Genomic DNA, 12,761 nt, shown 5'->3' with positions numbered 1-12,761 from the left:
CCGTCCAGAGCGCCGGGGCGGCCGCGGCCGCCCCATCGGATTACTCCGCCAGCAGCGAGATGTCCGCCACGCGGTTGAACAAGCCGGCCAGACGCGCCAGCAAGGCGATGCGGTTGTTGCGCACCGCGGCGTCGTCCGCCATCACCATCACGCCGTCGAAGAAGGCGTCCACCGGCGCGCGCAGCGAGGCCAGCTGAGTCAGCGCGGCGGCGAAGTCGCGGGCGGCGAACTTATCGTCCACCTGCGGCGCCAACTGCTCGACGGCGGCGAACAACGCCTGCTCGGCCGCTTCGCCCAGCAGCGCCGGATTCACCGCGCCCACTTCGCCTTCCACCTTCTTCAGGATGTTCTTCACCCGTTTGTTGGCGGCGGCCAGCGCGGCCGCTTCCGGCAGCGCTTTGAAAGCGGCCACGGCGGACAAGACCGCGCGCACTTCCGCCAGCCGGCTGGGCGAGAGCGCCAGCACCGCGTCGATCTCGTCGCCCTTGTAATCGGCGGCGAGGAAGTTCTTCAGGCGGTCCATCATGAAGCCGAACACCTCGTCGGCCACGCTGGCGGACAGCTTGCCGGCCGGGAAGGCCGCGGCGACGATGTTCAGCAGCGCCTTCAGGTCCAGATCCGCGTCCAGCGCCATGCGCACCACGCCCAGAGCGGCGCGGCGCAGGGCGAACGGATCCTTGTCGCCGGTGGGGATCAGGCCTATGCCCCAGATGCCGACGATGGTTTCCAGCTTGTCCGCCAACGCCACCGCGGTGGCGATCTTGCCTTCCGGCAGCGTGTCGCCGGCAAAACGCGGGTGGTAATGGCCTTCGATGGCGGCGGCCACTTCGGCGTGCTCGCCGTCGAACTGGGCGTAATACATGCCCATCACGCCCTGCAACTCGGGGAATTCGCCCACCATGCCGGACACCAGGTCGGCCTTGGCCAGGTAGGCGGCGCGGGCGGCCAGCGCGGCGTCGGCGCCCAGCTCATGGGCGATGGCGCCGGCGATGCTCTGCAAGCGCTCCACGCGCTCCAGCTGCGAACCAATCTTATTGTGGTAGACCACATTGGCCAGACGCGGCAGCCGGCTGTCCAGCCGCGCCTTCTGGTCCTGTTCGAAGAAGAACTTGGCGTCGGACAGGCGCGCGCGCAGCACGCGCTCGTTGCCGCCGACGATGAAGGACGGATCCGCGGTTTCCAGGTTGGACACCAGCAGGAAGCGGTTCATCAGCTTGCCGGACGCGTCCAGCAGCGGGAAGTATTTCTGGTTCTGCTGCATGGTCAGGATCAGGCATTCCTGCGGCACGCGCAGGAATTCGGCCTCGAAGCCGGCTTCCAGCACCACCGGCCATTCCACCAGGCCGGTCACCTCGTCGAACAAGGCCTCCGGCGCGGCGATGGTGGCGTTCAGGCGGGCGGCGGCCTCGGCCAGCTTGTGGCGGATCAGTTCGCGGCGCGCGTCGAAGCTGGCCACCACCTTGCCGGACTCATGCAGGGTGCGGGCGTAGGCGTCGGCGTTGGCCACGGTCACTTCGCCCTCGGACAGGAAGCGATGGCCGCGGGTGCGCTGGCCGCTGTGCAGGCTCAGCACCTCGCCCGGCACCACCGCGTCGCCGTGCAGCATGATCAGGCCGTGCACCGGACGCACGAACTGCACGTCCAGGCTGCCCCAGCGCATCAGCTTGGGCGCCGGCAGCTTTTTCAGCGCCAAGGCCACCACGTCTGCCAGCACCGCGGCCAGCGGCTGGCCCTGCTTGACGCTCTCGTAGACGTACACGTCCTGCTTGCCGTCGCTCATCGTGGACAGCGCGGACACGTCCACGCCGCAGGAGCGGGCGAAACCGGCCAGCGCCGGCGTGGGCTGGCCGTCTTTCATGCCGGCGGCCACGGCCGGGCCCTTGCGGCTAATCTTCTGGTCCGGCTGCAAGGCGGCCACATCGGCCAACTGCACCGCCAGGCGGCGCGGCGAGGCGTAGACCGTCGCTTCGGCGTCGGCCGGCGCGAACTGCATCTTTTTCAGTTCGTCGCCTATGGTCTGGGCAAAGCTGGCGGCCAGCTTTTCCAACGCTTTGGGCGGCAGCTCCTCGGTGAGCAGCTCAATCAGCAATGTCTGGTTCATATTCACTCTAAAACTTAACGCTTGGCGGCCCCGGCGGCTTCGCAGATCACCTTCATCATGGCGTCGGCGACCGATCCGTTATACACGGGCTGCCATTTCCAGGCGTGACGCGGCACTGGAAACAGGGTTGAGAACAGGTGCTTGTTGTTGCGATCGAAATAATCGGAACTGACAAACACGTACTGGTACTTGCCGCAGTCGGCGTAGCCTACGCTGCGGCGGATATTGAATTTCAGCTTGTAGCTTTTCTCGTACTGGATCTTGTCGAACCGTTCCTGGTTGACGAAGTGCACCAGCCCGTCCTGCCCCAGCCACAGCGAATTGCCGTCTATCGCCAATTGCAGCGCCTTGCCGTCCTGATACGCCACCCAGTCGGCGGCGGGCTCGGCCTGCGCCGGCAGCGCCAGCGCGGCGCACAGACATGCGAAAAAGGCCTTCATGCGCATTCCCTCTGTCAAGAAACGGCCGGGGCGGCAAGCCAAGCTCAGGCCTGCCGGCACATCGGGAAACCCAGCGCTTCGCGGGCGTCGTAATACGCCTGCGCCACGCCGCGGGACAGGGTGCGGATGCGGCCGATATAGGTGGCGCGTTCGGTCACCGAGATCGCGCCGCGCGCGTCCAGCAGGTTGAAGGTGTGCCCGGCCTTGAGAATCATCTCGTAGGCCGGCAGCGGCAGGCTGGCCTCCAGCAGCGACTTGGCCTCGGCCTCGTAGTCGTTGAACTGGCGGAACAGCAGCTCGACGTTGCTGTGTTCGAACGCGTACTTAGACTGCTCCACTTCGTTCTGGAAGAACACATTGCCGTACGTGACCGGCTGGCCGTCCGGCAGATGGGTCCAGATCAGGTCGTAGACGTTCTCCACGCCCTGCAGATACATGGCCAGACGCTCCAGACCGTAGGTGATCTCGCCCAGCACCGGCTTGCAGTCCAGGCCGCCCACTTGCTGGAAATAGGTGAACTGGGTCACTTCCATGCCGTTCAGCCACACTTCCCAGCCCAGGCCCCAGGCGCCCAGGGTCGGGTTTTCCCAGTCGTCCTCGACGAAGCGGATATCCTGCACCGTCGGATCCAGGCCCAGCTCCTTCAAGGAACCCAGATACAGTTCCTGGATATTGGACGGAGCCGGCTTCAGCACCACCTGGAATTGATGATGCTGGAACAGGCGGTTGGGGTTTTCGCCGTAACGACCGTCCGCGGGTCGACGCGACGGCTGCACATAGGCCGCGTTCCACGGCTCCGGCCCCAGCGCCCGCAGAAAGGTGGCGGTGTGGGAAGTCCCCGCGCCCACTTCGGTGTCGTAAGGCTGCAGCAAGGCGCAGCCCTGGCGGTTCCAATAGTGCTGGAGCGTGAGGATGATTTCCTGGAAGGTAAGCATAGAGGTGGCAAGCAAAGTGAAAAGTCAAAGGCAGATTCTACCGCCTAGCGCCCCCCGCGCAAAGCCAAGCCGTTGGCGGCAAATCAAAAAGGCCGGCGAAACGCCCTCGCGCCGGCCCGCCTCGCGCAGCGGCGCCCTCATTTGCCCGCCGCCGGCACCATATCCCGGAACTTGCGCTGGGTGTATTTGGCGTAGATGCGCTCCACGCTGCCGTCGCGGATCAGATCGCCTATCGTCGCGTCCAACCTGGCCGCCAGCGCCGCCTGCCGGGCGCTGAAATTGGGCGACAGATCGGTGCGGTCTATCACCGGCTGCAAGATCTCCACGTTCGGCCGCAGGGAGGCGCCCCACACATCGCACAAGACGAACCGACGATGGCCGCCGGTCAGCATCGCGTACAGCTGATCCTCGTCGTTGCTCGGCTCCAGCTTCCAGTTGGGATAGTTCAGAATCTTCGGCGTATAGGTGTAACCGCGCACCATGCCCACCGCCTGGCCTTGCACCAGTTTCCAGTCGAAGGATTTGACCGGCGAGCCGCGCTTGACGCACAAGGCCACCGGATAGCTGGAATAGACGTTCTTGAAGCGCGGCGTCTGAGCGGCCACTTCATTGTCTATCACCGCGTCGTAATCGCCGGTCTTGACCCCGCGCAGGCAACGCTCCCAAGGCGCGGCCTCCATCGTCACCGGCACCTTCATCCGGCGGAAGGCCTCTTGCAGCACGTCGTGGCTGATGCCGGAATCCACCTTGCCGTTCTTCACATAGCTGAACGGCTGCCACTCCACCCCGCACAGTTTGATCGGGGCCTGCGCCGCTGCGCCCGCCGCCAGCAGACAGGCCCCGGCAGCCGTCATCCCTAGACTCGCCCGCATCGGCCTCTCCTTTCGTCCCGCTGTCCGCGACGATTTGTTATATGCCGGATCCGCGGCAATGCAAAGCCTGCGCCGCCAGCCGATCTGCCAGCGCCTGCCCCTTGGCCAGACAGTCCGGCAGCGACACCCCGTCCAGCCAGTTGGCGCAGACATGCAGGCCGCGCTCGCTCGCGGCCGCCGCCAGCGGCCGCAAGGCCGCCATCGCCGCCGTGCCCTGCGGCAGCGCCTGCGGCCAACGCACGATGCGCTGGCTCAAGGGTTCGCCCTCCAGGCCGAACAGCCGCGCCAGCTCCAGGTTCAAGCGCCGCAACAAGGCCTGATCCGGCAAAGCGGCCAACTCCGGCTGGCGACGGCCGCCGATGAAGCTGGTCAACAAGCGCGAGCCGGGCGCCGCCGTATGCGGATAGATCCGGCTGGACATCAAATGCCCCAAGGCCAAAGCCTGCTCGCTGGCCGGGTGCAAGCCGCCGAAACCCTCCAGCGGCCGGCGCAGCGTCCGCTCCGCCGCCACGGTGGCCACCACGGTCAGCGGCGCATAGGGCAGCGCCGCGCAGGCCCGCGCCCATTCCGGCTCGCAGGGTTCCAGCAGCCGCGCCGCCTGCGGCGCCGGCAAAGCCAGCACCACCGCGCTGGCCGGCTGCGGCCCCTGCGGCGTCCACAAACGCCAGCCCTCGCCCGCGCGTTCCAGCGCCAGCGCCGGACAGCCCAGCCTCACGTCCAGATCTCTCGCCAGCCGCTCCGCCAGGCTGGACAGCCCGCCCGCCAGCGTGCACATCCGCTTGCGCCGGATCTCGCCGCGCCGCCAGCGCCGCCACATGCCCAGGGCCAGCGATCCCGCCTCCCGCTCCGCCGCCGCCAATGCGGGCAGGCATTCCCTCATCAGCAATTCTTCCGGATCGCCGGCGAACACGCCGCCGATGAACGGGTCCACCAGGGTGGCCAGCACCTCCTCGCCCAAGCGGCGCCGAAAAAAGGCCGCCACCGTTTCCGATGCGTCCGGCTCGGCGGGGCGGCGCCAAGGCTCGCTCAACAGCCGCCATTTGGCGCCCGGGCTGAAATAGCCGCCGGCCAACAGGGAGGCGGGACCGTCGGGCAAGGCGCGGTAATGGCCGTGCCTCAGCACGAAGCGCCGCTGCGGCCCCGCCGCCGGCGCCAAGGGCGTCAGTCCCAGCTCCAGCAGCCATTGCCACAAGGCCTCGTCCGCCAGCAAAGTATTGGGCCCCGCCTCCATCAAGCCCGGCGCCAGGTTCAGACTCAGCACCTTGCCGCCCACCCGGTCGGACGCCTCGTACACCACCGCGTCCACGCCGCGCCGGCGCAACTGCCAGGCGCAGGCCAGGCCGGACATTCCCGCGCCGATCACCGCAATCATTTCCCGTCCCCCTCAAAGCCAAAAGGCCGCCCAGCGGCGGCCCTCGATGGAAGACAGTATGCGGCAAGACGCCGGCCGGCCAATTGATCCGCCGCAAGCCGACGCGCCGGCCTAGCCCTCCGGCGGGAACACGCCGCGTTGCTCGGCCTGCTCCAAGGCCTGTTCCAGCCATCCGGCCGCGGCGCGGCAGCCCTGCCTGACCCCCGGCATCACGCGCTCCAGCACCTGGGACTTGCGCACCTGCTGCTCCTTCCAGCCCTTGCCGTCGGAGTGCAGGTTCAACAAGGCCGGCGCCAGCCGGTCTATCGCATTGGCGAAACGCGCCTCCGCGGTAAAGCCTTGTTCGAACTCGTCCCACAAGGCCAACATTTCCTCCGCCTGCGCCTGCGGCAGCAGGTTGAACACCTGAGCCGCGCCGGCGCGTTCGGCCTCTTTCTCCTCAGGGCCTTCTCCTCGGTCGAATACGCTGACGTCGCCGGCGACGATTTCGCCGACATCGTGGACCAGCAAGAGCCTGACCACTCGGTCCAGCGCCACCGGCTCGTTGGCGTGCGGCTGCAAGGCCATGGCGAGCATCGCCACCTGCCAGCTGTGCTCGGCGGAGTTTTCCCGCCTCTGCTGCGAAGCGATCCAGTTTTTGCGGATCACTTCTTTCAATTTATCCAGTTCAAGGAAAAACTGGATGCTCTGGCTTAAGGCGGCATTACTCGTCATCACGGCTCCTGTGGATGCGGCGGCTCGCGTTCCGGCTCAGCGCCAGGGTCGGCCCGATAATGCCAAAACGATCAAAAACATTTCAATTCTACTCCATTTTCATAATCATCCATCAGGAACCGCTGACGCTCGAAGCCAGGGCCGCCTTGCCCGCCACCGGGTTGCCATCGTCGCCCACCAGCAAAAAACGGACTTCCGCCTGCTCGACGGCGCAGGGCGGGGACGAACCCAAGGCCAGCGTCTCCGCCGTTAAGGGCGCCACCATCTCCGCCGCCAATGGCTGCGCCGGCCCCCCGGCGCAGGCCAGCTCCAGCGCGCGGAAGGTGGCGTAATAAGGGCTGGCGTTGTCGATGCGCAAACGCGGACCGTCCGTCCGCTGCTCCAGGGTGAAACGCAGTTGCTCCGGCAAGTCCTCAACCGAGACGGGCAGCTTGGCCGGCCGCATCAACACCTTCATCTGAGTCCGCAGCGTGACGGTCAGCGTCTGCGCGTCCGCCGGCAAATCCGTCCTCGCCGGAGGGATTTCGTACAGGTTCAACCAGAACAACGATTCGCGATCCACGGGCAAGGGCACGCCGGTGGCGAGCAGGCGCAGACTGATCTGTCCCTTCGGGTTCAAGCGGAAGATAGGCGGAATGGGCATCACCGCCGCGCCCGCCGCTCCGGCCGTGTCCGGGCCGGACTCCAAATGACCGTCGTCGACCCAGGCCTGCACCACCACCGGATAGGGGTTGAGATTGACCAGTTGCAGCGATTGCTCGGCGCCGCCGGCCTCGAACACCACCCGCGTGGACTCCGCCATCAGGCCGGCCCAACTGCTGCCGCACAATAGGCACAACAGACCGCCCGCGCTCCAGCGCGCCCATGCGCTACTGGACACGGACCACCACTTGCGCGGTCGCGTTCAAGGAACCCGGCTTGACCTTCTTGCCCGGCAGGCGGATCAGCGTGGCGCGCATCCGGGCACGGTAATGGGTCAGACCGCTCTGGTTACCCGTCGCTTCCGCGTCCTGCAACACCGGATACCAGCCGGCTAGGGCTCCGCCGCCGGTGATCAGCTCATTGCTCAACAGGTTCAAGCGCTGGCCGCCCAGCCGGCTCAAGGCCACGCCCACGCCGGTGGCCACGGCGGGGTTGACCCCGTAACCGTCGGACAGCAGATGTGTGACCCCGCCGCCGCCGGTGCCCAAGCCCTCTTTCAAGGCCGCCTGGTAATTGGCGGCTTGCACCAGCACCCCCATCGCCGTCTGTCCCGCTCCGGTTCCGCTTTGAAAACCAGACAGGCCGATATTGGCCGGCGAGCCCGTCTGGCATTGCAGGTTGATCTCGATCGGCAGCGTACGCTGCCCGCCTTTCTCCATCTCAACCGCGCTGATGGGCGGAAAAGCCACTACCGGCGTCACCGTTACCACCCGGCAGCTGGCGGTTCTGCGGATCTTGACAGTGTTATACGGGTTGATGGAGCCGGGCCAGGCGTTGTAGAAGCCGGACCACTGCGTCGCATGATCCACGCCTTCGCCCAATAAGGGCGACAGGCCGCCGCCTTGAAACGCACTATAGGCGATGGGCTGTGTATACACCCAGTTCTGGCCAGCCACGCTGTCCTGCCAGCCGATATCTCCCGAGCCCTTGGACTGGCTGTACTTGAAGAACTCCACCTTGTAGTTGCTGAAATGCCGGGCCTTGATCAGATACCAGCCACGCGAATCCCGGTCGCGCGCCATGTCCAGTTTCAGCGGGCGTCGTTTCCAATAACGCGACGCGAACTCGCCGGTATTCAAATTGGTCACCCGCGCCATCAAACCGCGCTGCACGGTGCGGTAAGCTTGCGGCAGGCCGATGGCGCTGCCCTCCTCGTCCTTGCCTGCCCAAAGGTTATCGCCATTGGTCGAATAATATTCGTAAAAAGTGCTCGGCCTTTCCTCCGGCGAGCAACGGAACAGCACTTGCTCCGGCGTATAACTGCCGATATTGTCGGAACCCAAATCGTAAATGCTCAGTATCTTGCTGCCCAGCAAAGTGCCGTCCGGCTGGAAGACCTCATTGTTGATGTTGATGGTCATCGCCATCGCGCCCTGCCCGGCGGTATCCGTCGAACCCAACCAGGACCGCACTTCTCCCTTGCCCGGTTCAACATAATCCACATCGTTGGGATTGATCGACGGCGTGGCGCGCGACACGCGATAGCACGCGGCCTCCGCCTGCGCGCTCCACAACCCTCCCAGCAGCAGGGCCAATAAGGCCGCCGCGCCATGCCTCCGCGCCGCGGCGTCAGTTTGAAATTTCATCTTGGTCCTCATTGTTTGAGCGGCGGCGCGCACTCCGCCTCCAGGCGGATAATCGGCCGGCTTGGCGCGTCGTCGGCCAGTTCATACGGCAGCGCGCACTGCCTGTCCGCCTCTTTGCCCCACTTCACCAGCAGGCGCGCCTTGCGGGAGGCCACCCGCGCATAGGCCTGCCCGCCCTGGCCCACCATGCCGATATTGGAGCCGTCTTCCGCGTACACCATCGCGCCCATGGGCAGGGCCTGGCCGTTTGCCAGCCGCCCCTTGATCAACAGCGCCTGGCCGCGGCGGGTGGCGAACTTCAGCCTGACCGCCGCGCCGGCGTAAGGCGCGGTGCGCAATTGGTCGCCTTGCAGCTCCACGCCATCGGCCAGGCCCTTGCTGTCCAGCGACACGTCGTTGTAACGGTAAGGGGTCAGCGACGGGATCAGCGCGTAACCGGCGCGGTCCACCTTGGCGCCCATGCCGTAGCGCACTTCCGCGCCTTTGGCGCCCGGCGCTTCCACCAGGCCGAAGGTTTCGCTCAGATAGGGGCCGAAGGTCACGCCGCCGCGGTGCACCGCCACCGCGCCGCGCGCGCTGGCGCCGGTTTGGGTGAAATTGCGTCCGCGCGAATAACTGCCGCCCACGGTGACCAGCGGGAAGCGCTTTTGCACATTGCCGCCCAATGCGGTGGCGCTGTTTTGCGAGGTCTGCGACACGTTGACGCCGTAGCTGACCGTCTGCGCCTCGTCCGCGGTGCCGCTCAAGGACAGTTGCAGATTGTTTTCACCGTCGCTGCGGCTGGTCGAGGCCGCCAACATCGGCGCGCGCCGGACCTTCCCCAAGGGCATGGATAGATTGAACATCACCGTATTGCGCACCCGTCCGCTGTCCAGCGGCTGAAATCTGGAGCCGCCGTCTTGCGACTGCCCCATGCGCTGGCGCGCCACCGATACCCCGTAACTGATGGAACGGAACTGGTTCTGATAGCTGAGTTGCAGCTGGGTGTCCCGCTCCTTGCCGTTGTAGTAATCGCTGATCGCGGCGGACAGTCCCAGGCTGCCGTAATCGCCCAGCCGCTGGTTGACGCTGACGGTGAACTGGTTGCGCTGCTGGAAGCTGCCGGAGTTCCAGGTCCGGCCCTGCTTATAGGCCTCGCGCGCGCCCAGCGCGTCGACCAGATCGCGGTAGCCGCGAGTGGAGTAGCGATAGCCCGCCAAAGTAATGGACGTGGCGGTGGGCTGGATGGTGTGGCTGTAAGTCAGCGCCGCGCGCCAGCCGTGGATCTGGCTGCCGTCGCTGTCGCGGGAGCGCGACAAGGTGGCGTCCGCGCCCAAGGCGCCGTAGCGAGACCCCCACACCGCCCCGCCCAGCAGCGCGGCGTAATTGGACGCCGCCCGCGCGCCCATATTGGCGGTCAAGGCGTTGCTGACGCCGCGCTGATAAGTGAAATCGGCGAACACCGGCTTGTCTTCCAGCGTATTGCGCAGCTGGCCCACCGTCAGGCTGTAACGCGTCTGGCCCGGCCGCATCGATCCCGGCACCGCGGCAAACGGCACGGTGAAACGCTTCACCTGTCCATCCGCCTCCGTCACCTCCACCTCCAGATCGCCCTGATAGCTGGTGGGGAACAGATCGTCGATCACGAAGGGCCCGGGCGCCACCACGGTCTGATAAATTTCCTGCTTGCCCTGACGCACCACTACCCTGGCGTTGGTGTCCGCCACGCCGCGCACCACCGGCGCGTAGCCGCGCACGGCTTCCGGCAGCATCCGGTCGTCGCTGCGTAGCTGCACGCCGCGATAGCTGAGCCCGCTCAGCAGGCTGCCGCCGGTGGAGCTGTCCCCCAGCGTCAACTCGCTCTGCAGGGCGGGCAAGGCGCGCTGCACATAGCTGCGGATATGATTCCAACGCCCGCCTCCGGCCATGCCGCTGCTGTAGTTGGATTGCTGACGCAAACGCCACAGCCCCAGGTTCACCCCGGCGTCGGCGGAAACGTAGTGATAGGTGTTGCTGATATCGCCGGTGCTGGAGCGGTAGCTGTTGGCGTCGTAGTTGAGGAAGCCGATGGCCGCGCCGACATCCAGATCCTCTTCCGCCACGTAGCCGCGCGGCAGCCGTTTCATCGCCGCCTGCGGCACCGACAGATTCAGACGCAGCCGCGGCAGGTCGAACTCGCTGCCGGCGCCGGGAATGCGCAGCGCCAGCGGCCAGCACGCCGCCGCGTCCTCCTCGTCCGGCGGCAAGCTTTCGGGCAAGACCCCCGCCTTGATCAGGAAAGCCCGATCCAGACAAGCGGACGTGGGGTGGTCTTCCTCGCGCCGGAAGCTCACGGTTTGGCGAGAGTAAAACGTGTTGTTGACGAAAACATCCACCAGGTACTCGCCGGGGTCTATCTGGCTGGGCTTGTTGAAGCGCTCGATGTCGTCCGCCAGCGAGTTGCCTTGCAGCAGCCGCTTGTCGAAACGGTAAGCCAAGAGCGCCGGCGCGGCCTCGGCCGTACCCGGCTCGGCCCAGACCAAGCCAGGCGACAGGCAGACCGCGCCGGCGGCCAGCATGGGGGGAAGACCAGGAAGCCACTGGCCGCGATAGGAAGTTGAAGTCATATCCGGGGAATCACTCCGCTGCCACGGCGGCGGACTCGACTTCGTTCACGCCGCCGTAATCATTGACATGCTTGTAACGCACGGAGAGCGGCGCTCTGGTCTGCGTCAGCCCCGATATAGGCCAACTGGCTCGGGAAAACGGCGCCAGCATGTCCGCCTTGAAAGCGTGGGCCTTGCCGCCGCTCATCACCTCGCCGCCCATCAGCGTCAGGTAGTAGCCGCTGCGGTTGTCCGCGACCAATTGCCATGCGCGGCCCTGACGCTGCAAGGAGAAACGCAGTTGCTCCGGCGCCTGCTCAACCCGGCCCTGAATGCCCGCCGGGCGATAAAACAGCTTGAGCCGGCTGCGCAGCATCACCAGCATCTGGTTTTGCTCCGAGAACTCGCCGGTAACCGACGGGATCTGCAGCATGTTGAAGTAGTAGACCGACTCCCTGTCCTGCGGCAGCTCGCTGCCGTCGAACACCAGCCGCACGGTCTGACCCGCCTTGGGTTCCATGCGGAACACCGACGGCATGGCGGCGAACGGCGCCGAAGCGGACTCCGGCGTGGAGTCCACGTCGCCGGAATCCAGCCAGACCTGGACCACATTGGGCGTGGCGTCTTCGTTGCTCAGTTGGATGCTGCTCTCGCGAGCCTGGCCGGGATAAACGATGCGGGTGTTGTTCAGCACCACGCTGGCCCAGGCCGCCGGCCACGCCGTCAGCAGAATCAGTCCCGGCAGCAGCGCGCGCCGGAGCGCGGCGGCGCTAAACGCGCCGCGCTCCGGCTGACTGCCGCTAGGTTTACAAGTAGGAAACCGCATACTGCACGCTGCCCAGCACCGACCCTACGGTGGCGGCGCCTTCGGCGTAGTAGCGGACGGCGAACTTGTGCTCAGCCGTGGTTTTGCCTGCTTCCAATACCAGGCCGGACGCCTTGTAGCCGCCGGTCAGGTCGAACGGATTAGCCGGAGCAGCCGGGTCCAGCAATTGCAGGGCAACGTTCTTGGCGGTGCCGGTGTTAACGATATTGCCGTCCTTAGTCAGGCTGTTGGCGACGAACACGGTCTTGATCTCGGTGCCGCCGGTGGGCGCCGCTTCACAACCGGTCAGACGGATGGTGAAATCGGTTTGCCCCGCCGCCGCGCCCGGCGCGCTCAGGCTGGTCGTCGGCACCGTAGGCAACAGAACCACCGGGTTGCTGTCATTGCCGTTGATATCCACCTTGCAAGTTTGCGAAGACACTTCGCCCTGGAAGTTAATGGTGTTGCCCGCCAGCGCTAAAGTCGGCAGAAATAAACTGGCCAAAACGACGATCTTTTTCATGAAACGACTCTCCATTGATATTTAAATATCTTCAATTTCAAACTCGCCGAAAACCCTTTTAATCGAGCCCAAAATAAAGACAGGCCGATTGTACTTAGCCCCCCTAAACAGACAAATAGGATTTTTCCTAAAAAAATCATGGCGACA

Annotated in this window: 11 protein-coding genes; all 11 read right to left on the bottom strand. The window is 65.6% G+C overall.

What is annotated here, in order from left to right; translation table 11 throughout:
- Window positions 1-40 precede the first annotated feature (40 nt).
- The 11 genes from glyS to DB032_RS03660 all read right to left on the bottom strand — a co-directional run bounded on the left by glyS (window position 41) and on the right by DB032_RS03660 (window position 12,614).
- Window positions 41-2,101 (bottom strand): glycine--tRNA ligase subunit beta, encoded by a 2,061-nt coding sequence (gene glyS, locus DB032_RS03710; protein WP_107798302.1) that lies wholly within the window; start codon window positions 2,099-2,101, stop codon window positions 41-43.
- Between the two features lie 14 nt (window positions 2,102-2,115).
- A complete protein-coding gene (locus DB032_RS03705) occupies window positions 2,116-2,541 on the bottom strand; it encodes a surface-adhesin E family protein (RefSeq protein WP_227107127.1) in 426 nt (141 codons plus the stop codon).
- Between the two features lie 44 nt (window positions 2,542-2,585).
- The gene (gene glyQ, locus DB032_RS03700) at window positions 2,586-3,476 is read right to left on the bottom strand and encodes a glycine--tRNA ligase subunit alpha (RefSeq protein ID WP_107798300.1); all 891 of its coding nucleotides are present in this window, start codon (window positions 3,474-3,476) and stop codon (window positions 2,586-2,588) included.
- A gap of 137 nt (window positions 3,477-3,613) precedes the next feature.
- Window positions 3,614-4,348: an ABC transporter substrate-binding protein gene (locus tag DB032_RS03695; protein WP_158274228.1), complete on the bottom strand. Its 735-nt coding sequence runs from the start codon at window positions 4,346-4,348 to the stop codon at window positions 3,614-3,616.
- Window positions 4,349-4,385: 37 nt separating this feature from the next.
- Window positions 4,386-5,720, bottom strand: coding sequence for a protoporphyrinogen oxidase (gene hemG, locus DB032_RS03690; RefSeq protein ID WP_107798298.1), 1,335 nt, complete (start codon window positions 5,718-5,720; stop codon window positions 4,386-4,388).
- A gap of 111 nt (window positions 5,721-5,831) precedes the next feature.
- The gene (locus DB032_RS03685) at window positions 5,832-6,434 is read right to left on the bottom strand and encodes an HD family hydrolase (RefSeq protein WP_107798297.1); all 603 of its coding nucleotides are present in this window, start codon (window positions 6,432-6,434) and stop codon (window positions 5,832-5,834) included.
- A gap of 112 nt (window positions 6,435-6,546) precedes the next feature.
- On the bottom strand, window positions 6,547-7,314 hold the full coding sequence (locus DB032_RS03680) for a molecular chaperone (RefSeq protein WP_199225804.1): 768 nt from the start codon (window positions 7,312-7,314) through the stop codon (window positions 6,547-6,549).
- Window positions 7,304-8,722, bottom strand: a complete 1,419-nt coding sequence (locus tag DB032_RS03675; protein WP_107798296.1) for a fimbrial protein — start codon at window positions 8,720-8,722, stop codon at window positions 7,304-7,306. The genes DB032_RS03680 and DB032_RS03675 overlap by 11 nt, the downstream gene beginning before the upstream one ends.
- A gap of 8 nt (window positions 8,723-8,730) precedes the next feature.
- A complete protein-coding gene (locus tag DB032_RS03670) occupies window positions 8,731-11,307 on the bottom strand; it encodes a fimbria/pilus outer membrane usher protein (protein ID WP_107798295.1) in 2,577 nt (858 codons plus the stop codon).
- A gap of 10 nt (window positions 11,308-11,317) precedes the next feature.
- Window positions 11,318-12,112 carry a molecular chaperone gene (locus tag DB032_RS03665; protein ID WP_107798294.1) on the bottom strand — a complete coding sequence of 265 codons (795 nt, stop codon included), beginning with the start codon at window positions 12,110-12,112 and terminating at the stop codon, window positions 11,318-11,320.
- A complete protein-coding gene (locus DB032_RS03660) occupies window positions 12,093-12,614 on the bottom strand; it encodes a fimbrial protein (protein WP_107798293.1) in 522 nt (173 codons plus the stop codon). The genes DB032_RS03665 and DB032_RS03660 overlap by 20 nt, the downstream gene beginning before the upstream one ends.
- Window positions 12,615-12,761: the final 147 nt, after the last annotated feature.

Origin of the sequence: Chromobacterium sp. Panama, assembly GCF_003052555.1 — a bacterium.
Taxonomy (GTDB): domain Bacteria; phylum Pseudomonadota; class Gammaproteobacteria; order Burkholderiales; family Chromobacteriaceae; genus Chromobacterium.
The sequence above is the reverse complement of the archived record's forward strand: the minus strand, read 5'-3'. Positions and strand labels throughout refer to the sequence as shown.